Consider the following 24,835-nt stretch of genomic DNA (forward strand, 5'->3'; position numbering starts at 1 on the left):
ACAGGAGCCTGGAGGAGGTCGGCCGATGGAGTTCGACGTGACCGTCGAGATCCCCAAGGGGAGCGCGAACAAGTACGAGATCGACCACGAGACCGGGCGCATCCGCCTGGACCGGACGCTGTTCACCGCGACGGTGTACCCGGCCGACTACGGTTTCATCGACGACACCCTGGGCCAGGACGGCGACCCGCTGGACGCGCTGGTGCTCGTCGAGCCCACGTTCCCCGGCTGCGTGATCCGCGCCCGCGCGATCGGCATGTTCCGCATGCGCGACGAGAAGGGCGTCGACGACAAGGTCCTGTGCGTGCCCGCTGAGGACCCCCGCAAGGACCGCTTCAAGGACATCGCCGACGTCCCGGAGTTCGACCGCCTCGAGATCCAGCACTTCTTCACGGTCTACAAGGACCTCGAGCCGGGCAAGAGCGTCGAGGGCGCCACCTGGACCGGCCGGGCCGAGGCCGAAGAGGAGGTCCGCCGCTCCTTCGAACGCGCGAAGGCCTCCGGCTACAACTCGAAGCACTAAAGACCGACAAGGGAACGGCCCCGAGCGAACACGCTCGGAGCCGTTCCTTTTCGCTTACCCGCCAATCACTTCAGCCCTCATTCAGCTTCCCCGAGGCAGGGTGGAAACCGGGGGCCCGCCGAACAACACGCGTGGGTAACTCCCGTCAGTCCGACCCGGCCACTTCAGCCTGCCTTCAGCTCTTCCGAGGCAGGGTAGTTGTCAGGGGTGCTCGGAACGCCACGCGTCAGTAACTCTCAACTTGATGGGCGAGGGGGGCTTGTCGATTTCAGCCCCGCTTCAGGCGCTCCCAGGACGCTTCACGCACCCCAACGCTTCAGCTCCGCTTCAGGTGCCCCGAGGCAGGGTAGTTGTCAGGGGCCCTTCGAACGACACGCGCGGGTAACTCCCGTCCAGCGGCGAACCGGTCCCGCTTCAGCCGGGCTTCAGGTTCCCTGAGGCAGGGTGGTTGTCAGGGGTGCTCAGAAGTTGACCCGAGGGTAGTTCCCGAATCACGCGCTCACGATGTCGAGGAGCCAGGGCTTGGAGCGGGTCGCGGGTTCGGAGAGCTCGACCTTCCAGCCCTGTCCGGCGAGGAAGTCCGCGACATCGGCTGCGGACACAGGCCGGATACCGCCGGCGAGCAGCGACCGCGCGACCTCGCCCCGGGTGGCTTTCGCCATGTGGGTGACGACACTGCGCTTCCCGTCGGCGTCCTCCTTGAAGACACGCACTGAGACGCCGCGGTCCTTGGGCCCCCACACCTGCACGTACGCGCCGGAGCGGAGATCGACGATGAGCTCGTCCCGCGCGCCGAGCACCTCGGCGACAGCCGGGCGCCACAGCTTCGCCAGCGTCTCGGTGCCGGGAAGCTTCGCGCTCATCGGCATCCGGTACGGCGGGACCCGGTCGGACGGCCGCAGCAGCCCCCACAGCGGCGACGCGATGAGAACCTGCTCGCCGTCGGGCAGGTCGCCGAGGCCGAGCCGCTCGTACAGGACGCCGTTGTACAGCTCCCAGGCGGCGAGGGTCGGCGCGTTGCGCAGCGCCCGGTTCGCCTGGACGTAGTGCCGCTGCGACGCAGGGAGTTTCAGCGTCCGGGCGGCGGTCTCCTCGTCCGCGCACAGCTCGACGAGCCGGTCGACCAGGAGTTCGCGAACCGGGTTCAGCGCCGGTGAGGAGAGTCGCCCGAGGTCGAGGGACGGACCGTCCCCTTGGACGGCCTTTCCCTCTGACGGCGGCAGCAGTATGAGCACAGCAGGCGAGTCTACCTGCTCGTCCGCCTGGTGCCGCCGGGGCCGCACCCGCGCACCGACGCTGGCGGGTTTTCACTCGACCGGGGGTGCACGGGCTCGCCCTCATCCGCTATAGTACGTATGTTCGATTCGAGCGGGAGCGGGCCCGCCCCCACCGAGGGCTACGTGTGACGCGGGAATCGAATAGGCGCGGCGGCGGTTCTCCGCGACTGCCGCCGCGCCGTCCAAGCGGCGAAGCGAGCCCACACCGCCCGCCGCGGGTTCCACCGCCACCGGCCCGGCGGTGGAGCTTGCTCAAATCCAGTCACTGCGTGTCCGAGCCAGTGCTCGTCCCGCCTCGAGCCATCATCCCCCACACCCCCGACAATCCAGCGCCCGAACTCGTCGACTCTGCTGCCTCCACCTGACGCGAGCAGACGGCCAGAACGCCGGACTGGAGCCATGGCATAGGAGGGTGCACCCCATGTCGAGATTCCCACCCGGTGAGGATCCGCGGCACATTGCTTGACGGCCCAGCGGACTTCCGAAAATCCTCGATCTCGCAGTCGATTCGACCGTGCCGGTCGCCACGAGGGCCTGGCGCGAACAGTCCTCGTGGCGGCCATGCCGTACCATCGATGCCGCAGCCTGCTGCCACGGCAGGGCTGCGCGCCGATGCGGTATGGTCTCGGCACAGGGCCTCTAGCTCAATGGCAGAGCTGCGGACTTTTAATCCGTAGGTTCTCGGTTCGAGTCCGAGGGGGCCCACCAACGCAAGTCCCTCACCAGCACATTCATTTCCATCCGGCATCAGCGCGACGCCGTGTAAACGCTTTCCCAGGCTTCCTGTGGATGTGGTGTGGATGGATTCGCATGACGTGCCTTTGTGGACGGTGGTGACCTGAAGGCTTCTCGGTTTACCGCGGGATGTTGGTAGTGAACGTGAAAGGCGTCGCGATCGCGATGCGCGGCATGGCTCGCCTGCGCAACCTCTCCCGCGCCGCTTGAGGTAGGGCGGGCCGGTGAGAGTCCACCGAGTCATCGACAGTACACGCCTTAATGAATACACGATTTCGTGTATCATCCGCGTTATGGAGACCCTGACCTACGGGCAGGTCCTGGCCCGCTTCGGCCACGCCCTGTCCGACCCCACCCGCGCACGCCTGCTGCTGGCGCTGCGCGAGGCCCCCGGCTACCCCGCCGACCTCGCCCAGAATCTCGGCGTCTCGCGCCAGTCGCTGTCGAACCACCTCGCCTGCCTGCGCGGCTGCGGCCTGGTCGTCGCCGTCCCCGAGGGCCGCCGCACCCGCTACGAACTCGCCGACCCGCAGCTCGCCCATGCACTGAAGGACCTGCTGAGTGTCGTGCTCGCGGTCGACCCCCAAGCCTGCGACGCCACCGACGACGAGGACTGCTGCTGATGGCCGCCACGCCGCTCTCCCTGTCGCTCACCCCCACAGGGCCGAGCCCCGAGCGCCGTGCCCGACTGGTCCGCACCGTCCGGCTGCTGGTCGCGGCCACGATCACCTACAACGTGATCGAAGCCGTCGTCGCCCTCACCGTCGGCACCCTCGCCTCATCCACCGCCCTGATCGGCTTCGGCCTCGACTCCATCATCGAAGTCGCCTCCGCCGCCGCCGTCGCCTGGCAGTTCGCCGCCTCCGACCCCGCAGTCCGCGAAGCCCGCGAACACCGCGCCCTGCGCATCATCGCCGTCTCGTTCTTCGTCCTCGCCGCCTACGTCACGTTCGAGTCCGTCCGTGGCCTCATCGGCGGGTCCGAGGCCGAGCACTCCACCATCGGCCTCGTCCTGGCCGGGCTCTCGGTCCTGATCATGCCGATTCTCTCGGCCGCGCAACGCAGGGCCGGACGGGAACTGGGCTCGGCCACCGCCGTCGCCGACTCCAAACAGACCCTCCTCTGCACGTACCTGTCGGCGGTCCTGCTCGTCGGCCTCGCCCTCAACAGCCTCTTCGGCTGGTCCTGGGCCGACCCCATCGCCGCCCTCGGCATCGCCGCCGTCGCCGTCCGCGAAGGCATCGAAGCCTGGCGGGGCGACAACTGCTGCCCCCCGGCAGCCGCCGCCTTCACCGCCGACACCGCAGCCGGGACCGATTCAGGCTGCGACGACGACTGCTGCGCCCACGACAAGTAACACCACCCAACACCCGAGTGCGGCGGGGCCGGGCCGCACTGCGCCCGTCCCTGGTCTCAGCCGCCCGCCCCGGAGTCCGCTTGCTGCCTACCCCGTCGTTCTGCCCGGTCCAGCCACGCCCTGCGCCGCACCACCGCCCTGGTCCGCGCCCACCACCGCGCCATCGGCTCCGCGAGCGCTGTACGTGCCGATCTTCCGCCCTTCGCTCACTCCGGAGTGGCGTACGTCACTCACCAGAGATGTCAGGATTCGCGGTGCCGCTCTGTCAACTGGTCGACAGATCTGGAAGGAGCATTCCGTTGGACATTGCATTGTGGGTCACCGCCGGGCTGCTTGCCCTCGTCCTACTAGGAGGCACGGCCAAGCTGTTTCTGCCGAATGCCAAGATCGTGGCGATGGGGGCAAAGAGCGACCAGTTGGCCTGGGTCACCGACTTCCCTCCTGGCGCGTTGAAGGCCATCGGGCTGCTGGAGCTACTTGGCGTGATCGGCCTGCTGCTTCCCGGAGCTCTCGGGATCGCGCCGGTCCTGGTCCCCATAGCGGCCTCGGGCGCGGTCGCCCTGTTCACAGGCGCGGTGATCATGCGGGTGCGCCGCGGGGAGCGCGGCACGGTGACCGTCAACGTCATCTACTTGGCCATGGCCTTGTTCGTCGCGGTGGGGCGCTTCGTATTCGTTCCGTTCCCCGGCTGAACCTGATCGACGGGTGGCCGTTCTCAACGCCGATACTGTCGCCCGGCTTTGCTTCCTACCAGGGAAGCGGGCCGGGTGACGGCTCATTTGAGCTCCACGCCGCGCTCGAACACAAGCGAGGTATCGCCAAATGAGCCGAGGGCGCGCATTTGAAGGGCGAGTATCGGGCCGGCTTCCAACATGGCTCGTAGAGATCGGCGTGGATGTATTCGCCCAACGTCTTGTGCCCGACCGGCTCTGGGAGATCGTCGAGTCGCTGGCTCCGAAGCGCTGCCAAGGTGGTGGCATCCCCAACGCCGGCCGGGTCGGCGGGCATCCGATATGGGTGCCCGCCGGGCCCGGCTGGTTTCGTGTTCAGTTCCTCGCGGTGGCGACTTCTCGGACGGCGTCGGCCACGGTGCGGAAGTCTTTCCTGAGGATGTGGTCGTGGTTGCTGGGGACCTTCGCGAAGATCTTGACGTTGGGGTTGCGCTGGGCGTACTTGTCGACGGCGGCGCGGATGTCCTCCTGCTCGTCGCCTTTACTGCCCAGGGAGGCGCCCGAGGCGAACACGTACCGGGTCGGTACGGCGAGGCCGTCGATCACCGGCCCGAGGTTCGCCTCGCGGGAGATCTTGCCGAGTTCGATGTTGCACTCGGCCTGCTGGGCGGCGCTGAGGTTGGGGGTCAGGCCGGTGGGCCGCAGGATGGCGGTGATCGGGCGGAGCCGCTTGAACAGCTTGCGGATCCGCTCCTCCATGGCGTCGGTGAGCCAGTCGTGCGGCTGGGCGCCGTCGACCAGGACCGCGCCGAGGGCGCGGTCGGGGTTGCGCTGCGCCCAGTGCGCGGCGACGAACGCGCCGTACGACCAGCCGACGATCAGGACCGGGCCGGTCACGCCGCGGGCGGCGAGGACGGCGTCGACGTCGCGGATGCAGGCTTCGAAGGAGTAGTCGCTGGAGGTCTTCGACCGCTTGCCGCGGGCGCGCTCGTCGAAGTTGATGTGGCGGAATCCGGAGCCGAGTTCCTCGACCACATGCTTCCAGTAGCCGAGGGTGGCGAACTGGCCGTTGCAGTAGACGACCGGGATGCCGTCGCCACCGGTGTCGGTGACGTAGAGGGCGGTGTCGTCGACCGGGACCAGGCCGGACCAGGCCGAGGCGTTCGCGTGCGTGTCGTGGTTCGTCATGCCCTGAACTGTCGCCGCCCGCGCTGACATGGCGCTGACACCGCAATGACAGCCCCGACTCCTGGTGTCGCAGGGTGAGCGGAGACTTCGGCGTTGATATGCGTCAGTTGGTGCGGGTTGCGGACGAAGTAGAGACCGGTGACGGGCGAGTCCTCGACCCGCACCGCGATGACACCCTCGTGCCTGTGGGTGCGCTGCGTGCCTGATTCGCACACCGCCGCAACCCTTCCTCCGGTGATGGCGGTCGATCCGGCGGCGGCTACGCGCCCGGTGCCGACCTGTGCTCGCTTCTGGCCCGGAGCAAGGAGGGCCGGTGCATGCCGTCCTTCGGCCAGTGGTGCGAGCCGGGCTGGTGCGCCTCGGTCACCAGGTACTTGACGCCGGCGGCGCACGAGAACTCCTTGAGTCTGCGGCCCAGGTCGCCCATGCCGTCGCCGTTCGCATCGGCGAACGAGCGCGGATAGACCTCCACCGCCCGAGCCGGTCGGAAAAGGGCGGAACCGCGGTCCCGCCCCCTGCCGCTACTCGCCGTGCAGCTGCTTGTAAGCCTGTTCGTAGAAGGCGCGGGCCTCGTCGGCGTCGGCCTGCCACGCCTCGACCGCCGCGTCGAACTCGCTGAGTTCGGCGCGGCCGTAGATGATGTCGTTGACCTTCTCGCCGAAGACGCTCGAGGCGGTGTTGCCGGACTCGGGCGCGGTGAGGCGCAGGCCCGCGAAGAGGTCCTCGTCCAGGTAGGGCTGGACGGCCTCGTCGAACGCGAAGCGGGCTTCGACGACGTCGGCGGGGCCTTCGAGGAACACCTGGGTGACCCCGCTCATCGCGGTGTAGGCGAACGAGTCCTGCTTGGACACGACGCCGGCCTCGGTGAAGACGGGCTTGCCGTCCGCGTCGTACTCGAAGTGCTCGCCCTCGAACCCGTAGGTGACCATCTCGTACTCCTTGGTGCCGTAGGGCGCCGCGACGAAGTTGCAGACGTCGAGGATCTCGGCGATCGCGTCCTCGCTCAGGTTCTTGCTCAGGAACAGGTAGCCGTCGACGCCGTGGGCGCCGAAGTAGACCGGTTCGCGGCCCTCGAAGTTGAGCGCGCCCAGCGGGGCGAGTGCGAAGTCGGGGTCCTCGCCGCTCGTGCGGACCTCGGCGGTGAGTTCGGGCCAGCGGTTCCAGCCGTCCTGGTCGAAGACGAACTCGCCGGCCCGGTGCGCGGCCCGATGGTCGAAGCCCGCGGTGCCCACACCGGGGTGCCGGAGCTTCTCGTCGGTCAGGGTGCGGTGGAACCGGACGTAGTCCTTGTACTCGGGCAGCTCGAAGTTGTGGACCATGCCCGAACCGTCCCACCGCCATCCGTTCCCGGCGGTGAGCCCGAACCAGGCGGGGGACATCCAGTCGGTGCCCGCGATCGCCCACCGGCCGGCGCCGTCGTCGGTCCAGGCCCGCGCGACCTCCAGCAGTTCCTCGACGGTGGTCGGCATCGCGAGTCCGGCGTCGACGAGGAGGTCGACCCGGGCGAAGACCGCGTTGCCGGGTCCGCCCTTGAGCGTCCACGGCACGGCATAGATGCCCGCGGTCTCCTCGGGCTTGTCAGGGTCGGAGGACCAGACCGAGGCGGCCCAGGCGTCGTCGCCGCGACCGGCCAGGAGCGGCCAGCGCTCGGCGATGTCGCCCGAGAGGTGGCCGGTGAGGTTCGCGAACCGGTTGATCACGGTCTCGTTGAAGTTGGCGTCCGCTCCCGTCATCCACGTCTGCAGGAAGATCGCGTCGCCGAACTCCTCGGCCTTGATCCACTGCACGGCGGCGTCGGCGTAGGTGTCCGCGGTGTTCTGGACGAAGTCGATCTTCGTGCCGCCCATGGCGTCGCGCATGGTCAGGAAGTAGGGGTCGTCCTTGGACATGGTCGGGCCCCAGTTGGGGACGTAGACCTGGTAGGTGCCGGAGTTGCCGGGCGGGTCGGGGACCGCCTGCGGGACCGGGTCGGGGTAGGTGAGGTAGCCGCTGGGGTGGTGCGGCGGCTCGCCGACGAGGTCGGGTTGGGCCGGCAGCGGCCATTCCCTGTACTCGGGCAGGATGTCGAGCGCCTGGTCGAGTTCCTGCACGTTGCCTTCGCCGCCGCTGACGTCGCCGCAGGCGGCAGCGAGCGGCAGGCCGGCGGCGCCGGCCGTGCCGAGGCCGGCCGCTTTGAACAGGGAGCGGCGCCTGAGCGGCGATGTTCCCGGGGGAGTGGTCATCTTGTCGTCCTCGCCGTTGAGTAGGGGTTGAGCGGTGACGGGTCCGGGCCGCCGCGGTTGCTCCCGGTGAGGGCCGGACCTGACGCGAAGTACCATACGCATCCGGTCATTGTTTGTCAATGAGGGAAACGAACTTGTCGCCCGACGCTCCTTCGGGCATGCCATGAGCAGGATATTTGCCCTGATGGCAGTATTATCTTCGACTACTGAAGTGTTCACTGAACAAACTGAGATGGTCCGTCGCGCCTTGAAGTGAACCGGACGCCGTGGCCTGAGGTACCGGCATTCGTTGAAACCGCTGCTTTCAAGCGCATGCAGCAACCGCTTGCGGGCCGATCTGCCTGTTCGACGGCTCGCATCGATTTGTTTCTTCGATGAACATAGATGATTGACTCATCGCTACATTTATGTTTAGCTATCTCTCATGTTGGGTCAGCGAACGGCCACGGTCGCCTCCGGCACCCCAACATGTTGCAAGCGACCGACATCAGAGAGGTTTCAACATGTCAGTGACACCCGCGCCCGGGAGGCGGCGCCCGCTGCTCCGGGCACTCCTCACGGTGCTCACCGCCGCCGCCACGGCCGTCGCGGCGGCCCTCTTCCTCCTGCCCGCCGCCCAGGCGCAGACGCCCGGCTTCCATGTGGTCGGCAACGACCTGGTGGACGCCAACGGGAACGTCTTCGTCATGCGCGGCTCCACGCACCCTCACGAGTGGTACCAGGGCGAGACGGAGGCGATCGCGGACATGAGCGCCCTGGGCGCCAACACCGTCCGCGTCGTGCTCGGCTCGGGGCAGCAGTGGGGCCCGAGCCCCGCGTCCGCCGTCGAGGCCCTGATCGAGGAGTGCAAGGCCAACAAGGTCGTCTGCGTGCTCGAGGTCCACGACACCACCGGTTACGGCGACCAGTACGCCCCCAACGCCGCCAGCCTCGACCAGGCGGTCGACTACTGGGAGTCCATCAAGGACGTGCTGATGGGCGAGGAGGAGTACATCCTCATCAACATCGGCAACGAGGCCTGGGGCAACGACGACGTCTCCGGGTGGGAGCCGGCCACCACCGCCGCCGTCGAGCGGATGCGCCGGATCGGCTTCGAGCACACTCTCGTGGTCGACGCCCCCAACTGGGGCCAGGACTGGACCAACACCATGCGCGACGGCGACGCCGCCCAGAACATCTTCGACGCCGACCCGCTGAAGAACACGGTGTTCTCGGTCCACATGTACTCGGTCTACAGTCAGCCGCAGACCGTCGTCGACTACTTCGACGCGTTCGAGGCGAAGAACCTGCCGCTCATCGTGGGCGAGTTCGGCTTCGACACCCCCGAGACGATCGAGGCCGAGGCCCGGGAGCGCGGCATCGGCTGGATCGCGTGGTCCTGGAGCGGCAACAGCAGTGTCGACCACGACCAGGTGATCGGCTTCGACCCGAACCAGATGCGTCCCTGGGGCGAGCGGGTCTTCCACGGCCCCAACGGCATCGGTGCGACGTCTGAGCGCGCCACCGTCTTCGACGACGACACCGAGCCGACCACCTCGGACGAGCCCACCACCGATGAGCCCACCACGGCCCCCGAGGGCGACTGCTCCGCCGAGATCGAGGTCGTGAGCGACTGGGGCTCGGGCTGGCAGGGCAACGTCCACATCACCGCGGACAACGGCGCGGTCGACGGCTGGACCCTCACCTGGACCTGGCCCGGGAGCCAGCGGATCTCCTCGCACTGGAACGCCGAACTGACGCAGACGGGCGCCACGGTGACCGCCTCCGACGTCGGCTGGAACGCCGCCGTCGCGGCGGGCCAGACCCGCAACGTCTTCGGCTTCATCGGCACCGGCGCGGGCGTCGAACCGCAGGTGACCTGCTCGGCCGCATAGTCCCCGCAGCGGCCGGGAGCGCCTGAACGGGCGCTCCGCACGCCGACGAGGCCCTGCCGGACCGACTCCCTCCTCACCGGAGGGACGGTGTCCGGCAGGGCCTCGTTCGCTTCGCGCCCAACGGCAGGTGTTCGCGCCCGCTGCGGACGCGTGTTCAGCCGTGCGGTCGGCGGACGAGGTCGAGGACGAGCGCCTCGCCGGGGGCGAGCAGGGGCGGCTGGACGCCGACCTCCGCCAGGACCGAGCCGGGCAGGAGCAGCCCGTCCCGAAGCCACGGCGGCGGCGCCTCATCCAGTCCGCGCGGTGTCCGCAGTTCCGCCACGGGCGCGACCCGGTAGCGGCCGCGCGGGTCGAGTCCGGGGACGCGGAGCAGCGGGGCGAGGGCCCGGTCGGCGGTGGTGTGCCGGGCGAGGCGCACGACCGCGCGGCTCCGGTCGTCGGCGATCACGGCGGTGGCGGTCGCGCCGTCGTCACCGGTGTCGGGGTGGCTGAGCCGGCCGGTGTGCAGCAGGCCCCGCAGGCGCCGGTAGCAGGCGATGCCCGCGCGCAACTGCTCGAGTTCGGCCGGGGCGCACGAGGTGAGATCCCATTCGATGCCGAAGGAGCCGAAGAGCGCGGTCGCGATCCGCAGGTCCAGGCTCGCGGCGCGGTGCGTGGTGTGGGCGACCGGAGGGCCGATGTGGGAGCCGATGAGCTCGAGGGGGAGGAGCAGCTCGGTCCAGCGCTGGATGGCGAGGCGCTCGATCGGGTCGTTGGTGTCCGAGGCCCACACCCGGTCGGTGCGCTCGAGGACGCCCAGGTCGACGCGGGCGCCGCCGGAGGCGCAGGATTCGATCTCGAGCGCCGGGTGCCGGGCCCGCAGGCGGTCCATGAGGTGATAGACGGCCTCGGTGTGGCGGTGGACGGTCGCGCGGCCCTCGTGCGCGGCTTCGATCAGGTCGCGGTTCTGGTCCCATTTGATGTAGTCGAGCCGGTACTCGTAGACGATCGCCGAGATCGAGTTCAGCAGGTGCTCGAACGCCGCGGGGTGGGCGACGTTGAGCACGTACTGTCCGCGCCAGGCCCTGATGCCGGCGTCGAGGGGCTGGAGGAGCCAGTCGGGGTGGTCGCGGGCGAGGTCGGAGTCGGGGTTGACCATCTCGGGTTCGAACCAGAGCCCGAACTGCATGCCCAGGGACCGGACCTTGTCCACGATCGGATGCAGCCCGTCGGGCCACACCTCGGCGTCGACGGTCCAATCGCCCAGGCCGGCCCGGTCGTCGCGGCGGCCGGTGAACCAGCCGTCGTCGAGCACGAACCGCTCGACGCCGACGGCGGCGGCGGTCTCGGCGAGCGAGGCGAGCCGGCCGAGGTCGTGCTGGAAGTACACCGCCTCCCAGGTGTTGAGCACGACCGGGCGCGGCTCTCGCGGGTGCGCCGGCCGCGCTCGAAGCGACTCGTGCAGGCGGGCGCCGACGCCGTCGGTGCCGCGGTCGCTCCAGACGAAGACCGCGGTCGGTGCGCGGAACGATTCGCCGGGGGCCAGGTCGATCTCGCCGGGGCGCAGCAGCGGCCCGGCGCCCAGGAGCGGCCCGGCCTCGGGCAGCGCGTCGTGACGGTAGACGGCGTCGCCGCTCCAGGCCAGGTGCACCGCCCAGACCTCCCCCGCGTCCGTCGCGAAGCCCGGCGTGCCGAGGGCGAGCACGTACGGGGCGTCGTGACCGGTGCGCCCGCGCCGGGTCTCGCGCACGTGGCTGCCCTGTGCGAGGGCCCGGCGCTGCGGGGACCGTTCGCGGGTCCAGCGGCCGGTGAAGTCGAGGACCTCGCCCACGCGATCGCCCACAGGCAGCACGGCTTCCAGGGCGGCGAGCGCGAGCGGGGTGTCCGCGGTGTTCACGAGCTCATGCCCGACGCGCAGGACCCCTGCATCGTCGAGCGCCAGTTGCGTTTCGAGCGACAAGCCCTCGGCCGCGGCTCGGATGTGCAGCCGCCCGGTGTCCGCCTGGAGTTCGGTGACGACCCAGCGCGGGTGTTCGACGCGCCCGCCGCGATGCGCCGCGAACGCCGGGCGCCCTTCCCAGCCGTCGGGCTCGTCCGGCAGCAGCGTGAGCGGCCACGGCGCATCCAGAGCGCTCGGCGACACCGGCCGGGACCGGGCCAGGCGCAGCTGGTCGAGGTCGCCGGCGTCGAGGTCCCCGAGCTCGCGTCCCCAGTGCAGCACTTCGGGAAGGCCCTCGGCGCGCAAGTGCACGACCACCGCGGCGCCGCCGCCGCGCAGGACCCGGATCCCGTCGGCGGAGGGCGCGGCGGCGCCGGGTCGGGGGCGGGCCGGTCCCGGGAGGGACGGTACCGGGGCGACACCGGACATCGACTCGTTCATGCGGGCCTCTCGGGGACGACTGCAGCAGACGCCCAAGTATGCGCACGGCGCCCTGCTTTGTCAACGAGAGAAACTAACCGATTGGCGAAGGCCTCAGAACTGGAGGCAGGAGCGGATCGCCAGCACGGCCCCGGCCCGAGCCCATTCCACGAACTCGAACGGCTGGATGTCGAGGACGAGGGGGGCGCCGGTGGTGTAGCGGTAGATCTCGATGGCGTCCTCCATGGCCTCGCGCGCGAGCTCGGTCACGGCGATGCCCTCGCCGGTGATCACGATCTTCTCGGGGTCGATCGCGTTGGCCACGGTCGCGACCAGCACCCCGAGGGCCCGCCCGGCGTCGGCGAACGCCGCCGCGGCCGCGTAGTCGCCGTTCCGGGCGAGGTCCACGACCGCCTCGTAGTCAAGCCCGGGAGTCCGCAGCGAGCTGACGATGGACCAGTTGGTGAGATAGGAGCTGACGCAGCCGCGATGCCGCCCGCAGGCGCGTCCGTTCGGGTCGACCAGCTGGTGGTCGAGGCGCGCCGCCTTGCCGTGGGCGCCGGTGACGACCTTCCCGTCCACCACCAGGCCGATGCCGATCCCGGCGCCGACGGTCAGCAGCGCCATCGAGTCGAACCCGGCTCCCACGCCGAACCAGTGCTCGGCCGCGGTCAGGCAGCGCACGTCGTTCTCGGTCGCGACCGGCACCCCGAGCCGCTCGCGGACCAGGTCGGCGAGTTCGACCTGCGACCAGCCCAGGAACTGCGAATCCACGACGACCTGGCGCCCGTTCACCTCGGCCAGGTCCCCTGCGAGGCCGATCCCCGCCGCCGTGATGTCCGGGTGGGAGGCCTTGAAGCGGTCGTAGACCTCGCCGATCTGCGCGACGACGACGTCCACGTCCTTGGAGCGCAGCGGCTCGTCGTGCGAGGTGAGGACCTTCGCGGTGAGGTCGGTGACGACGGCGAACAGGTCCTCGCCGGTGAGCTTGACGCCGAGGAAGCTCCGCGCTTCGGGGCGGACGTGGAGGAGTTCGCTGGGGCGGCCGGTGGCCCCGCGCAGCTCGGAGGCCCCTTCGGCGACGAAGCCGTGCTCGACCAGCGTGCGGGTGACGCGCGTGAGGCTCGCGCGCGACATGCCGAGCTCCCGCGCGATCTCGGCGCGCGATTTCGGTCCGTGGATCAGCAGCTCGCGCAGGGCCTGGCGTTCGACGCCGCCGAGAGCCGGCCACGGTTCGGACCCCTCGCTCGAGAACGCTGTGGCACTCGCCATCCCATACTCCTCGCTTTGTTTCGAAACAAGCTTCTTCACTCTACCCGCATAGAACCATTAGGCGTTTTATCCGAAATTTAGGCGATTGTGGTTCATACTTGACGCCCTCTTGATTTCATGCGTTGACAAAGTGCCATAGGCTGTGTAGCGTACGGCACGCCAGGCGGTTCATGTAAGTACGTCGATCTTGCAACGGCCGCCCCGGCGATCCGCATCCCCTTCTCAATGACGAGGAAAGCAAATGGCGAATCCCTCAAGCAAGGCGCCGCTCGGACGCCGCTCCCTGTTCAAAGCCGCCGGCCTCGGCGCGGTCGGCGCCGCCGGCGTGCCCCTGGTGTCCGCCTGCGGCGAGGTCAGCGGCGGCGAGGGCAGCGTGCAGGAACTCGACCAGACCCTCGACATCCTGCCCGAGTACAAGGAATGGCCGCTGCCGGTCCAGCCCGACCTCATCGGGGACCCCCCGAACCACCCCAGCGCGTACCTGACGTACCCGAACCCGGTGGCGCAGGCGATCCCGAATCCGCCCAGCAACTCCGGCTCCTACCAGGTCTACGTCCCCAACTGGGGGCCCTCCCCCGCCAAGGACGACCCGTACTACCTCGCGATGCAGGAGGCCACCGGCGGCACGAAGATCGAGTTCGTCCAGAGCGACGGCGAGGCGTTCGCCGAGGCCTCGGTGCAGTGGATCCAGGCCGAGGAGTTCGGCGACGCGATCTTCATGTTCGGCTGGATGACGAACGCGCACGCCGACTTCAACGAGACCGTCGTCAACCGGTTCGCCGACATCAGCGGCATCGTCTCGGGCGACATCTCGGAGCGCTGGCCGCTGCTGGCCGGACGCGGCGACGCCGCCTGGGCCGACTCGGTCTGGTCCACCGACCCCGAGAACCCCAAGGACACCGCCGGGATCTACGGCGTCCCCTGGGCCCTCAACGGCGGACCCGGCAACGCCTTCTACTACCGGGCCGACCTCTTGGCCCAGGCCGGCCTCGACGTGCCGACCACGGTCGAGGAGCTGCTCGAGGTGGGCCGCGCCTGGTCGGACGACAAGGCCGGCAAGTGGGCGTTCGCCGGCACCGACTACATGTCGAAGGCGTGGTTCCGCCTCGCCGCCGGGCACGGCTGGTACTGGGACGGGTCCGGGCTCGTCCACAACAACGAGCGCTCCGAGTTCAAGGAATGGGTCGAGTTCCAGCGCACCCTGACCGACGAGAAGCTGCGCCACCCCAGTGTCGGCACCCCCGGGTTCGAGCCCAAGCAGGCACAGAAGTCCGGCGAAGTCCTGTTCGACCAGGACGGCTGGAACCGCTGGAACGACCTCACGCTGGAGATGAACGCCAGCGGCGAGAACCCCGACTTCGAGCTGGGCGTGCTCGGCGCGCTCACCTTCAAGGACCGCGAGCCGATGTACCACGCCGCATGGGGCGTCGGCGGCTGGCTGTTCTTCCGCAAGGACCTGGGCGAGGACGCCATCGCCGAACTGCTCGACGTCTCCAACTTCTGCGCGTCGCCCTACGGCACCAAGGAGTACGAGATGATCCACTTCGGCCTCCAGGGCGTGCACTTCGAGTACGACGCCGAGGGCAAGCCCGCGTTCACCGAGGCGGGCATCAAGTCCAAGCAGGACTCGCTGGCCTACACGGCCATGAGCGGCTCGCCGCAGTACTTCCTCGACGGCCCCACGAAGATCGTCGAGGCCCGCTTCGCGTTCAACGAGGCCGTCCAGCCCTACCTCGACGAGAACCCCTTCGAGGGCCTGCGCCTGAACGGCCCCGAGTCCGGCGTCAACGCCGGGACCGTCTTCGACGAGAAGGTCAACGACATCATCTACGGCCGCGCCGAGCTCAGCGAGCTCGACGCGGCGATCGAGACCTGGAAGGCCGACGGCGGCGACGAGGCCCGCGAGTTCTTCGAGAAGGCCTACAAGCAGCTGCACGGCGAGTGACGGCACGGGGCGGAACCCGGCGCCGCCCCTGCACGCGCCCTTGAGGACGGTTCGGCGAGCGATTCCCATCGGAGACGACGAGAGCGACATGGCAGTGACAACACCGGCGGCGCGCACCGCCGCGGCCCCGACGAAGACCAAGGCCCCGAAGGCCCGACGCCGGCCGCTCCGGCACCGCCTGCGGCTGGACTGGCCGCTGGTCGTGCTCACGCTGCCCGCGATGGTGCAGCTGGCGGTCTTCTTCTACACTCCTTCGGCCTACAGCATCATCGCCTTCATGGACTACAGTCCGTACCGGCCGCTGTGGGAGAACCCGATCATCGGGTTCACGCACTTCCAGATCCTCTTCGAGGACCCGTACTTCGTCGACGCGCTGCTCAACACGCTCCAGTTCGCGTTCGCGCAGCTGCTGTTCGTCTTCCCGTTCTCGATCGTCCTCGCGCTGATCATGCACTCGGTCGTCTCGACGAAGATCCGCAGCACGTTCCAGTCGATCGTCTACCTGCCCTACTTCTTCTCCTGGGTCCTGGTCGTCTCGGTCTTCGCCCAGGTCCTGGGCCAGGACGGCCTGCTCAGCCGGTGGCTGGTGGGCATGGGCGGCGAGCGCCTCGACATCATGAGGGACCCCGACTCCTTCATGTTCCTCGCCTGGATGCAGTGGACCTGGAAGGACGCCGGCTGGGGCATGATCATCTTCCTGGCCGCCCTGGCCGCGATCAACCCCGCGCTGTACGAGGCCGCCGCCGTCGACGGCGCGAACCGCTGGAGGCGCCTGTGGCACATCACGCTGCCGAGCATCCGCCCGGTGATCGTCCTGCTGCTCATCCTCCAGCTCGGCTCCATCCTGTCGGTCGGCTTCGAGCAGTACCAGCTCCAGCGGGCCGCGGTCGGCTGGGGCGCCTCCGAAGTGCTCGACACGTTCGTCTACTACCGGACCATCCTGGCCTCGAACGGCGAATCGCTCGGCACCGCGGCGGGGCTGTTCAAGGGCGTCATCGGGCTCCTGCTCATCCTCGCCGCCAACAACATCGCCCACCGCCTCGGAGAGCAAGGGATCTACCAGAAGTCATGAGCGCCGTCACCGCAACCACCGCCGTTCGCGCCCGCCGCCCGCGCCGCGACCGGCGCCCCGTCTGGGACGAGAAGCCCTCGTTCCTCGGCAAGTCCGCCAAGGCGCTGTTCCTGATCTGCTACGCCGCGGCGATCATAGTTCCACTATGGGCGGTGCTCGCGACGAGCGTCGCCACCGACGACGCCCTCGCCCGCTCCGGCGGGGACATGGTCTTCCTCCCCACCGACGTGAGCTTCCAGGCCTACCGGGAGATCCTGTCGGGCGGAGCGGTGACCAAGTCGCTGCTGTTCACGCTCATGCTCACCGCCGTGGGCACCGCCATCAGCCTGGTCCTGACCGTGGGCGCGGCCTACGGGCTGTCGCGGCCCGGGTCGGTGTGGCACCGCAAGTTCCTCACCGCGGCCCTCGTCACGCTCCTGTTCGCCCCCGGCATGTACCCGTCCTACCTGGTCGTCCAGGACCTGGGCCTGCTCAACAACATGTGGTCGCTGATCCTGCCGGTCTGCTTCTCCGCCTGGAACCTCATCGTCCTGCGCACCTTCTTCATGACCAGCGTGCCCGGCGAGCTGATCGACGCCGCCAAGATCGACGGCGCGGGGGAGTTCCGGACCATGTTCAAAGTGGTGCTGCCGATGTCGAAGGCGATCCTGGCGGTCATCGGGCTGTTCTACGCCGTCGGGTACTGGAACACCTACTTCCTCTCGGTGCTCTACACGCCCGGGCTGGAGACCAAGCCCATCCAGGTGCTCATCCAGCAGTGGCTCATCGCGTCCACCCAGCCGTCCGGGCAGGACGCGGCCGCGGCGGCGGCCATCTCCTCCGGCATGGACAACGCGCCGGCCGCCTCGCTCAAGATGGCCGCGGTCGTGTGCACGATCATCCCGATCGTGGTCATGTACCCGTTCATCCAGAAGCACTTCACCAAGGCCGTCATCACCGGCGCCGTCAAGGGCTGACGCACCGCCACGGCGCGGTTTCGAAACGGCCGTTCGAGGAGCGGCGCGGGCGGGTTCTCCGCTGGGCCGACGGATGCCGGGTCGCCATCGCCTCACGAGACACGGTCGGGGCCCGCTCGCAGCGCGAACGGGCCCCGATGCGTCCTCATGGCTAGTGGGCGGTCTTGTGGCGGTTCCCGGCGATCGCTTCGGCGACGCCGATGAGCAGGATCGAGGCGATGACTGCCACGACGAAGCCGAGGACGTTCAGCTCCCAGATGTCGCCGGTGCCCAGCAGGTTCGCGATGGTCCCGCCGATTACCGAGCCGACGATGCCCAGCAGCAGCGTGGCGATGATGCCGAGGCGTTGCTTACCGGGCTTGATCAGGCGCGCCAGCGCACCGATGATGAGCCCGGCGACGATGAAACCGATCATGTTGGAACCTCCATGTTCGTTGGGCTGAGGTTCCTTCTCATTACCCCCACGTCCCCTTTCCACACCTCGTTCACCGACGAGAAGCGATGCCGGGCGCGCCAAGCGGTCCCGTCAGGGCCCGCGACCGGGCCGTTCTCATTCATCGATTGATTCGTCCAGTCCAGGGTGTTACGCTCGAAAACTTTGCTCCCACAGGAAAGGAGAACGATGTCCCTGCCCGATGTGCATGAGCGTTTCCTCGACGGTCTGCTGCCCCGAACGCGGTCCGACCCGCGGATCGTCGGCGTGGCGGCCGGCGGGTCCATCGCCAACGGTGTCCCTGACGAGTACTCCGACATCGACCTGGTGCTGGCGATCGAGGACGACGAGTTCGACGAGGTGATGCGTGGGCGGCTCGCCCTCATAGCCGCATGGTCGCCGCTCGTCGCCGGATTCACGGGCGAGCACGTCGGGGAACCCCGACTCATCATCAGTCTCATGGGCCCCCAGGCGCTGCATGTCGATTTCAAATTCGTCAGGCTCACCGACTTCGCGACCCGGGTCGATGGGCTTCGGGTGCTCTGGGAACGGGACGGACGCCTTTCGGCCGCGCTCGCCGCGACTCCGCCCGCTCCTCCCCGGCTGGACCTTCAGTGGATCGAGGACCGGTTCTGGGTGTGGATCCACTACGGTGCCACGAAGCTGGCCAGGGGCGAGCTGCTCGAGGCCATCGGATTCATTGCCTTTCTCCGGGAGACCGTGTTCGGTCCTTTGATCCAGCACCGCCACGGAAAGCTGCTGCAAGGGGTGCGGCGCCTCGAGGCGATCGACCCCGATGCCGCGGCGCGGCTCGAGGCGACTCTCTGCGGCTCCGACAGGGGCGAGGTGGGGAAGGCGCTTCTCGCCTGTGTCGAGCTCTATCGCCAGTGGACCGATGACGTCGATGTCGCCTTCGACCGAAACCATGATGCGGCGGGCCTCGCGACGCGGTATCTGAACGAGGTCGTCGGTCGGATCCGCCCCGGGGCGGCCGAGTAGGGACGTGAACGAACGCAACGACCAGCGCCGGCGGGACCGTGTCCGCTACCCGGCGTTGCACTCGGCTCCGGGATCGCTTGCGGGAGCGGGAACCTCCATTGGCAGGCGGATCGATGTGACTGAACTCGACTCCGGTGCTCTGCGCCTTGACCGTCTCCCGTGGCCCTCGCTCCTCGTCATCGGAAGGCGCGGCTGATCGCGGCGCCGATCTGGCTGAGCTGCATCCAGATGGCGAATTTCTGCCACGGGCGCAGGAGCGGGCCGAGGACCCGGCTCTTCCGGATGCGCTGCCACTCCAGCGTGATGCCCAGCAGGGTGCCGCCGGCCGCGGGCTCGAGGATGATGGCGATGCATAGGGGGTTCGCGCGGGTCGCGTCCGGGAAGGACAAGCGCCACTTGATGAAGGAGGCCTCGTCGGCGTCCAGCAGCTCCACCCGCCGGCGTCGGAATTCCGGTTTGATGTCGAGTCGTCTCCCGTCGGGGCGGTGGGTCGGCGCGAGGGCCACCCAGGTCCCGCCGAGGAGACCCGCCTCCTCGCCGGGCTCGACGCGTGCGATGCCGGGATCCCACTCGGGCATGCGCGCGGGGTCGGCGAGCATCGCCCACACGGCCGGAACCGGGGCGGGCACGAACTTCTCCGCGGAGCCTGACAGTGCTCCGGAAGCGGGATGCCGCGGTGCCGGTCGCGCCGGGAGCCGCTCGGCCTCGTCAAGGCGCGCCAGCACTTCCGCGGGCGCGGTGCCGAGCCGGTGCAGCAGGTCTTCGATCATCCCGCTCGGCTCGGCCAGGAGTGCTCGCAGTACCGCGACGCCGTCGCCCTTGCTCCCTTTCCGGCTCGCGCGATCGAAGACGTCGAGGGCCCGCCCGGTCCACTCGTAGCCGCCGGTCTCGTGGAACACGATGCGGTCCGGGCCGGGGAGGTCGGCGGTGATGCCGAGCGATTCCAGTTGCGCCGCATGCAGGGCGGCGACCGCCTCGCGTGCGGCGTCGAGCGTGATGCCGGCCCACCGCAGCACCTGGCCGGCGATCTGCTCCTCGACGACGAGTGCGAGGAACAGATCGTCGATGTCGGCTTCGCGCTGCCCGCGCCGCGAGGCCTCCTCCATCGCGGTGAGCGACAGCGCGTGAGCGGTGGCGGCCATGCCGAGGAACCTGCTCACGTGCTTCTCCTCGAGGGGCGGATGGTCGGGTCGATGCGTTTCGCGTACTTCTTGTGCACTGCCTGCCGGGTCACTCCGAGCGCGTCGGCGATGGCCTGCCAGCCCATGCCGGAGCGCAGGGCCGCCTCGACCTGCCGCAATTCGAGCCTGTCGGCCAGCACCCGCAGCGACGCCACGGCGCGAAGCCCGGCGCGCGGGTCGCTGACGTCAGCGGCGACCGTCGCAATCTGCGCTGATTCCATACCGTCAACCTAGGTTGCTCATCGATACTTGTCAACCCTGGTTGCTCGTCGGTCCGCGATGAGCCCGGTGCGCACCGCCGGCCGTGCCTCGGCAGCGCACGCCCTGACCTGACCTGGTGCATTCATCGGAGGGGCGCCCAGGTGCAGGGCCGACCGTCCGCGCCCGCGGTACTAGTGCTCGTCCGCCAGCGGGAGGAGGCCCTTGCGGAAGCCGACGGCGACTGCCGCCGCGCGGTCGTTGACGCCGAGTTTGGCGTAGAGATGCAGCAGGTGGGTCTTGACCGTGGCCTCGCTGAGGAACAGGCGCTTGGCGGCCTCCTTGTTGGAGCAGCCTTCGGCGACGAGGTGCAGGATCTCGATCTCCCTGTCGCTCAACGCCTCCTGGGGCGCGCGGACCTGGCTCATCAGGCGGCTCGCGACCGTCGGCGAGAGCACCGCCTCGCCCCGGGCGGCCGCGCGCACGGCCTTGACGAGGTCAGTGCGGCCGGTGTCCTTGAGCAGGTACCCGGTGGCGCCGGCCTCGATCGCGGGCCGCACGTCCTGGTCGGTGTCGAACGTGGTGAGCACCAGGACCTTGACCGGCGGGCCGGTGCGGCCGAGTTCGCGGATGGCCTCGACGCCGCCCATGACGGGCATGCGCAGGTCCATCAGGATCACGTCAGGGTGCAGGGCCTTCGCCATCGCGACGGCCTCGGACCCGTTCCCGGCCTCGCCGACGACCGCGAAACCGGGCTCGGTGGTGAACATGCCGCGGAAGCCGTCCCGCACGACCGGATGGTCGTCGGCGATGAGGATGCGGATCGGCGCCCCGGTCATGCCTGCGCCCGTTCGGGATCGGCACGGACCGCGGCACCGACGCGGTCGCGGTCCAGCGCGGGCACCGTGGCCGAGACGGCCGTGCCCTCACCGGGCGCGGACTCGACGGCGAACGTCCCGCCGAGCCGTTCGACGCGCCGCCGCATCCCGTCCAGTCCGAACCCTCCGCCGTCCGCGACCGCCTTGATGTCGAAGCCGCGGCCGTCGTCCAGCACGTCGAGCGCCACCACGTCGTCGATATAGGAGAGCGTGATGCCGACGCGGCCGGCACGGGCGTGCTTGCCGGCGTTCGCGAGGGATTCCTGGGCGACGCGCAGGAGCGTGCCCTCGACACTGGGGTCCATGGGCCGAAAGGTACCAGTCACCTCGACCGCCACCGGGATCCCGTGCAGGTCGGACCAGTGGCCCGACACGGTCTCGAGCGCCTCGGGGAGCGCGGCGGCCTCCAACTGCGCGGGGCCCACGGCGTGCACGGTCCGGCGCGCCTCCGCGAGATTCGCCCGGGCGAGCAGCAGGGCCTTCTCGACCCGGGGCCGCCAGTCCGGTTCCCCGGGCGCGGCCTGGAGCTGCGCGATGATCCCCGTGAGGCCCTGGGCGAGGGTGTCGTGGATCTCGGCGGCGATGCGCTGGCGCTCGTCCATGACGCCGGCTTCGCGTGCCTGGACGAGCAGTTGCGCGTGGAGGCCGGCGTTCTCGGCGAGTGCGGCTTCGAGGCGTTCGACGGTGCGTTTGCGTTCGGCGCTGCGCTCGGCGGTGACGTCGCCGACGAAGCTGAACAGCGCCACGAGAGCGGTGATGGCGGCGGTGAACAGCGCGAAGGTGAGCGCTTCGGCGGGCCCGTCCGGGACCCCGGTGTAGGTGGCGACGCTGACTGCGGCGGTCGCGGCGACGCCCGCGAAGTTCCACGGGCTCTTGAGGAACCACCACGAATGGAGAAAACCGGTGAACCCGAAGAACGTCGTGAACCAGACGGCGTGGGAGCCGAGGACGGCGATGGCGCCGATGAGGCCCGCGATGTACAGGCCCTGCCAGGCCGCGTCCGGGACCCGGGCGGGTCTGGCAGGCGGGAGGAAGCGCATCCAGGCGGCGGCTAGCGCGCTGAGGCCGAGGACTTCGAGCCGGTCGGCCCAGGCCGCTTCGACCGTGAGCCAGTAGAGGCCGAGCGAGACCGCCAGGAGCCCGTACGGTGCGAGCCGCATGTGCGTCTGGAGCCGCCGCTCCCAGCGGTCGAGCCGCCCGGTCGCGCCCGTCATGTCCCTTACTCCCATCGGAAGCAGCGCGCTGCGATCGCGCTGATGACCACCGTGTACGCGGCCAGCAGGATCAGCGGCAGCAGGTCAGGGGACTGGCCTGTCCAGGCCTGGGCCAGGCCGGCCCTGAACGCGCCGAGAGGGGTGTACTCGCCGACGCGCGCCAGGCTAGCAGGCATCTGCGCCACCGGCTGGATGAGACCTGCGAGGTAGGCCATCGGGAAGTAGAGGAGGACGCCGATGCCGTTGGCGGCCCGGCCGTTCGGGGCGAGCGCGGCGATGAGCAGGCCGACGGCGAACATCGCGGCGGTGCCGAGGGCGCAGGCGATCGCGACCGGCAGGGCGCGGGAGGGCAGCTGGATGCCGAGGACGCCCCCGGCGACGGTGAGCTGGAGCGCGGTCGCCGCGGCGAGGAGCGCGAGTTGCAGGAGCAGCTGCACGGCGAGGAGGTTGCCGGGTTTGACGGGCGTGGTGGAGAGGCGCCGGAGGATGCCGCGTTCGCGGTAGCCGGCGAGGGTGGTGGGCAGGAGGTAGAGGCCGATGAGTCCCACGGCGATCGACATGCCCATGGGGAGGAGGACCGTGTCGTCCTTCGGGGTGGACGCGCCGAAGACGACGAGGAAGAACAGGGGGATGAGGATGCTGACGAGTGAGCCGGGCTCGCGCAGGAGCAGCTTCGTCTCGACGGCGGTGAGTTTGGCGAGGGCGGTCATGGCGGCGTCTCCGGTTCGTTGATGCGGCGGCGTGCGGGCGAAGTGGTCGCGGTGCTCAGTGGTCGAAGGGGCGGCCGGTGAGGGCGATGAAGGCGTCTTCGAGGGAGCGCTGGTCGATGCGAAGGTCGGTGACGAGCAGGTGTTCTTGGGCGAGGCGGGCGGCGACGGCGGTGGCGAAGTCGCCGGTGCCGTGGACCGTGACGTGGGCGCCGTCGCGGTCGACGGCCGTGATGCCGGGGAGCGCGGAGAGGAGCGGCACCGGGTCGGTGTCCGCGAGGAGCGTGAAGCGCATCTGCTGCGGGCCGGCGTCGGCGCCGACGAGGCCGGCGGGGGTGTCGAGGGCGACGACCGTGCCGCGGTCGATGACGGCGACCCGGTCGCACAGTTCCTCGACCTCGTCCATGAAGTGGCTGACCAGGACGGTGGTGACGCCGCGGGCCCGGACGCGTTTCACGAGCTCCCAGGTGGAGCGCCGGGCCTGCGGGTCGAGGCCGGTGGTGAGTTCGTCGAGGAACACGACCTTCGGGTCGCCGACGAGCGCGAGCGCGATGAACAGGCGCTGGCGCTGCCCGCCGGAGAGTTTCCCGAAGCGGGCGCGGCGCAGCTCGGCCAGGCCCCATTCCTCTTGCAGTTCACGCCAGTCGCGCGGCGCCCGGTAGAAGGAGGCGTACAGGTCGAGGGCTTCGCCGACCTTGAGGTTCTCGGGGAGTTGGGTCTGCTGGAGCTGGACGCCGACGTCCTCGCGGAGGGCCCGGGCGTCGCGGACGGGGTCGAGCCCGAGGACGCGGATGGTGCCGGCGTCGGGGCGGCGCAGGCCTTCGACGCATTCGACGGTGGTGGTCTTCCCGGCGCCGTTCGGGCCGAGGATGCCGAACACCTCGCCCTCCTGGACGGAGAAGGAGACGTCCTCGAGGACGGCCCGGCCGGAGTAGGTCTTTCGCAGGTTCGCGACTTCGATGACTGCCATGGCTCAAGCCTCGCCGCTTCGAGGCCCTGCCGAATCGACCCTCGGGCGCGCATCGGCGCATCGATGTGCGGACCGGAAATCAACCGACTGGTCGATGCGCCCTGGCCGCAAGCCCGCCGCCGAAGCTCCGGCGACGGTTCGCCCGGCCGGATGCGGCAGAACGCCAGGGGCGCCTCATTCCTGGCGGCGCCCCCGGCGGTTCCCGGGCGCTGCGCCCGGCCTTGCGCTCATTCGGTGATCTGGATGCGCTGCCAGATGTCGAAGTTCCCGTTCCAGCTCAGGTCCATGTAGTAGGTGTACCCGGCGCGGATGTTGTAGCTCTTGGAGTTGCAGCCGGCGTCGGAGCCGTCGGAGATCTCCAGGAGGTTGCCGCTCCCCCCGACCCGGTACAGGACGCCGGTCACCGCGTGACCGTCCCGCTGCGTGTCGCAGACCTTGAACGTGTCCGTCTCCGCGTCGTAGTGGGTCATGGTCCCGAGCTGCCGGCCGTCCCGGTCGCTCAGGATCAGATATGCGTTGGCCGCTTGCGCCTGTCCCGACGCTCCGAGGACGAGTGCCGTCATGGCGGCGCATACGACCAGCGCACGCTTCGCGAATGTGGAGAACAAAATAGACTTCCCTTCTGTGACAGGGCCAGTATTCGAGCCCGGCGGCCTGTTCACAAGGCGGAACACCGGCGGAACTCCGGCGGGAGATGCGGGCCCTTTCCAGCCGCCGGTTCGCCGTTCCGGACGGGGTCGCTCGGCGGTCCCTCGGGCCATTCGTCGTGGCGCCGAGCCGTGGCGATGCCGGGACCGTCCGAATATCCGTCTTCGTACCGACCCC

At 69.5% G+C, this 24,835-nt stretch carries 23 protein-coding genes and 1 tRNA gene; 10 read left to right on the forward strand and 14 right to left on the reverse strand.

The features are described 5' to 3' along the window. The first annotated feature begins 25 nt into the window (after window positions 1-25). The gene (locus GFD30_RS12325; RefSeq protein ID WP_153025509.1) at window positions 26-523 is read left to right on the forward strand and encodes an inorganic diphosphatase; all 498 of its coding nucleotides are present in this window, start codon (window positions 26-28) and stop codon (window positions 521-523) included. A 491-nt stretch (window positions 524-1,014) separates the two neighbouring features. Here the strand turns inward: GFD30_RS12325 and GFD30_RS12330 are convergent, their stop codons facing one another. Beyond that, a complete protein-coding gene (locus GFD30_RS12330) occupies window positions 1,015-1,758 on the reverse strand; it encodes a YaaA family protein (protein WP_153025510.1) in 744 nt (247 codons plus the stop codon). Between the two features lie 675 nt (window positions 1,759-2,433). On the opposite strand from GFD30_RS12330, the gene GFD30_RS12335 reads away from it, so the two are divergent. The 4 genes from GFD30_RS12335 to GFD30_RS12350 all read left to right on the forward strand — a co-directional run bounded on the left by GFD30_RS12335 (window position 2,434) and on the right by GFD30_RS12350 (window position 4,584). Further along, window positions 2,434-2,508, forward strand: a tRNA-Lys gene (locus tag GFD30_RS12335). A gap of 320 nt (window positions 2,509-2,828) precedes the next feature. Next, window positions 2,829-3,158 (forward strand): ArsR/SmtB family transcription factor, encoded by a 330-nt coding sequence (locus GFD30_RS12340; protein ID WP_153025511.1) that lies wholly within the window; start codon window positions 2,829-2,831, stop codon window positions 3,156-3,158. Beyond that, window positions 3,158-3,892 (forward strand): cation diffusion facilitator family transporter, encoded by a 735-nt coding sequence (locus GFD30_RS12345; protein WP_153025512.1) that lies wholly within the window; start codon window positions 3,158-3,160, stop codon window positions 3,890-3,892. The genes GFD30_RS12340 and GFD30_RS12345 overlap by 1 nt, the downstream gene beginning before the upstream one ends. Window positions 3,893-4,191: 299 nt before the next feature. Continuing rightward, complete coding sequence (locus GFD30_RS12350) at window positions 4,192-4,584, forward strand: DoxX family protein (protein ID WP_153025513.1); 393 nt, start codon at window positions 4,192-4,194, stop codon at window positions 4,582-4,584. A gap of 354 nt (window positions 4,585-4,938) precedes the next feature. Here GFD30_RS12350 and GFD30_RS12355 read toward each other — a convergent pair whose 3' ends face one another. From GFD30_RS12355 to GFD30_RS12365, 3 genes are all read right to left on the reverse strand, one after another. Next, on the reverse strand, window positions 4,939-5,751 hold the full coding sequence (locus GFD30_RS12355) for an alpha/beta fold hydrolase (RefSeq protein ID WP_153025514.1): 813 nt from the start codon (window positions 5,749-5,751) through the stop codon (window positions 4,939-4,941). Between the two features lie 259 nt (window positions 5,752-6,010). After that, window positions 6,011-6,223: a hypothetical protein gene (locus GFD30_RS12360; protein WP_194201941.1), complete on the reverse strand. Its 213-nt coding sequence runs from the start codon at window positions 6,221-6,223 to the stop codon at window positions 6,011-6,013. A gap of 49 nt (window positions 6,224-6,272) precedes the next feature. Then, a complete protein-coding gene (locus GFD30_RS12365) occupies window positions 6,273-7,973 on the reverse strand; it encodes a type 2 periplasmic-binding domain-containing protein (protein WP_153025515.1) in 1,701 nt (566 codons plus the stop codon). Window positions 7,974-8,476: 503 nt separating this feature from the next. On the opposite strand from GFD30_RS12365, the gene GFD30_RS12370 reads away from it, so the two are divergent. Next, window positions 8,477-9,847: a cellulase family glycosylhydrolase gene (locus tag GFD30_RS12370; protein ID WP_153025516.1), complete on the forward strand. Its 1,371-nt coding sequence runs from the start codon at window positions 8,477-8,479 to the stop codon at window positions 9,845-9,847. Between the two features lie 154 nt (window positions 9,848-10,001). Here the strand turns inward: GFD30_RS12370 and GFD30_RS12375 are convergent, their stop codons facing one another. Together GFD30_RS12375 and GFD30_RS12380 are read right to left on the reverse strand one after the other, a co-directional pair. Beyond that, entirely contained in the window at window positions 10,002-12,206 is a 2,205-nt protein-coding gene (locus tag GFD30_RS12375; RefSeq protein ID WP_227996155.1) for an alpha-galactosidase, read from the reverse strand. A gap of 93 nt (window positions 12,207-12,299) precedes the next feature. Further along, window positions 12,300-13,457: an ROK family transcriptional regulator gene (locus GFD30_RS12380; protein ID WP_153025517.1), complete on the reverse strand. Its 1,158-nt coding sequence runs from the start codon at window positions 13,455-13,457 to the stop codon at window positions 12,300-12,302. A gap of 241 nt (window positions 13,458-13,698) precedes the next feature. On the opposite strand from GFD30_RS12380, the gene GFD30_RS12385 reads away from it, so the two are divergent. From GFD30_RS12385 to GFD30_RS12395, 3 genes are all read left to right on the forward strand, one after another. After that, on the forward strand, window positions 13,699-15,402 hold the full coding sequence (locus GFD30_RS12385) for a type 2 periplasmic-binding domain-containing protein (RefSeq protein WP_153025518.1): 1,704 nt from the start codon (window positions 13,699-13,701) through the stop codon (window positions 15,400-15,402). A gap of 88 nt (window positions 15,403-15,490) precedes the next feature. Continuing rightward, a complete protein-coding gene (locus tag GFD30_RS12390) occupies window positions 15,491-16,474 on the forward strand; it encodes an ABC transporter permease (protein ID WP_153025519.1) in 984 nt (327 codons plus the stop codon). Beyond that, a complete protein-coding gene (locus GFD30_RS12395; protein ID WP_153025520.1) occupies window positions 16,471-17,430 on the forward strand; it encodes a carbohydrate ABC transporter permease in 960 nt (319 codons plus the stop codon). Before GFD30_RS12390 ends, GFD30_RS12395 begins: the two co-directional genes overlap by 4 nt. Window positions 17,431-17,581: 151 nt before the next feature. Here the strand turns inward: GFD30_RS12395 and GFD30_RS12400 are convergent, their stop codons facing one another. Next, on the reverse strand, window positions 17,582-17,845 hold the full coding sequence (locus tag GFD30_RS12400) for a GlsB/YeaQ/YmgE family stress response membrane protein (protein WP_153025521.1): 264 nt from the start codon (window positions 17,843-17,845) through the stop codon (window positions 17,582-17,584). Window positions 17,846-18,052: 207 nt separating this feature from the next. Between GFD30_RS12400 and GFD30_RS12405 the strand changes: the two genes are divergently transcribed. Next, window positions 18,053-18,862 (forward strand): nucleotidyltransferase domain-containing protein, encoded by an 810-nt coding sequence (locus GFD30_RS12405; protein WP_153025522.1) that lies wholly within the window; start codon window positions 18,053-18,055, stop codon window positions 18,860-18,862. Between the two features lie 176 nt (window positions 18,863-19,038). Here the strand turns inward: GFD30_RS12405 and GFD30_RS12410 are convergent, their stop codons facing one another. The 7 genes from GFD30_RS12410 to GFD30_RS12440 all read right to left on the reverse strand — a co-directional run bounded on the left by GFD30_RS12410 (window position 19,039) and on the right by GFD30_RS12440 (window position 24,573). After that, on the reverse strand, window positions 19,039-20,022 hold the full coding sequence (locus GFD30_RS12410; RefSeq protein WP_322633192.1) for an SRPBCC family protein: 984 nt from the start codon (window positions 20,020-20,022) through the stop codon (window positions 19,039-19,041). Then, window positions 20,019-20,264, reverse strand: coding sequence for a hypothetical protein (locus GFD30_RS12415; RefSeq protein WP_153025523.1), 246 nt, complete (start codon window positions 20,262-20,264; stop codon window positions 20,019-20,021). Before GFD30_RS12415 ends, GFD30_RS12410 begins: the two co-directional genes overlap by 4 nt. Window positions 20,265-20,435: 171 nt before the next feature. Beyond that, window positions 20,436-21,080 (reverse strand): response regulator, encoded by a 645-nt coding sequence (locus GFD30_RS12420; protein ID WP_153025524.1) that lies wholly within the window; start codon window positions 21,078-21,080, stop codon window positions 20,436-20,438. Beyond that, the gene (locus GFD30_RS12425; RefSeq protein ID WP_153025525.1) at window positions 21,077-22,333 is read right to left on the reverse strand and encodes a sensor histidine kinase; all 1,257 of its coding nucleotides are present in this window, start codon (window positions 22,331-22,333) and stop codon (window positions 21,077-21,079) included. Before GFD30_RS12425 ends, GFD30_RS12420 begins: the two co-directional genes overlap by 4 nt. A 5-nt stretch (window positions 22,334-22,338) precedes the next feature. Continuing rightward, window positions 22,339-23,043 (reverse strand): ABC transporter permease, encoded by a 705-nt coding sequence (locus GFD30_RS12430; protein ID WP_153025526.1) that lies wholly within the window; start codon window positions 23,041-23,043, stop codon window positions 22,339-22,341. A gap of 55 nt (window positions 23,044-23,098) precedes the next feature. Then, the gene (locus GFD30_RS12435; protein ID WP_153025527.1) at window positions 23,099-24,010 is read right to left on the reverse strand and encodes an ABC transporter ATP-binding protein; all 912 of its coding nucleotides are present in this window, start codon (window positions 24,008-24,010) and stop codon (window positions 23,099-23,101) included. Between the two features lie 227 nt (window positions 24,011-24,237). Then, window positions 24,238-24,573, reverse strand: coding sequence for a hypothetical protein (locus tag GFD30_RS12440; RefSeq protein WP_153025528.1), 336 nt, complete (start codon window positions 24,571-24,573; stop codon window positions 24,238-24,240). Between the last annotated feature and the right edge of the window lie 262 nt (window positions 24,574-24,835).

This window comes from Glycomyces albidus (assembly GCF_009451885.1).
Classification (GTDB): domain Bacteria; phylum Actinomycetota; class Actinomycetes; order Mycobacteriales; family Micromonosporaceae; genus Glycomyces; species Glycomyces albidus.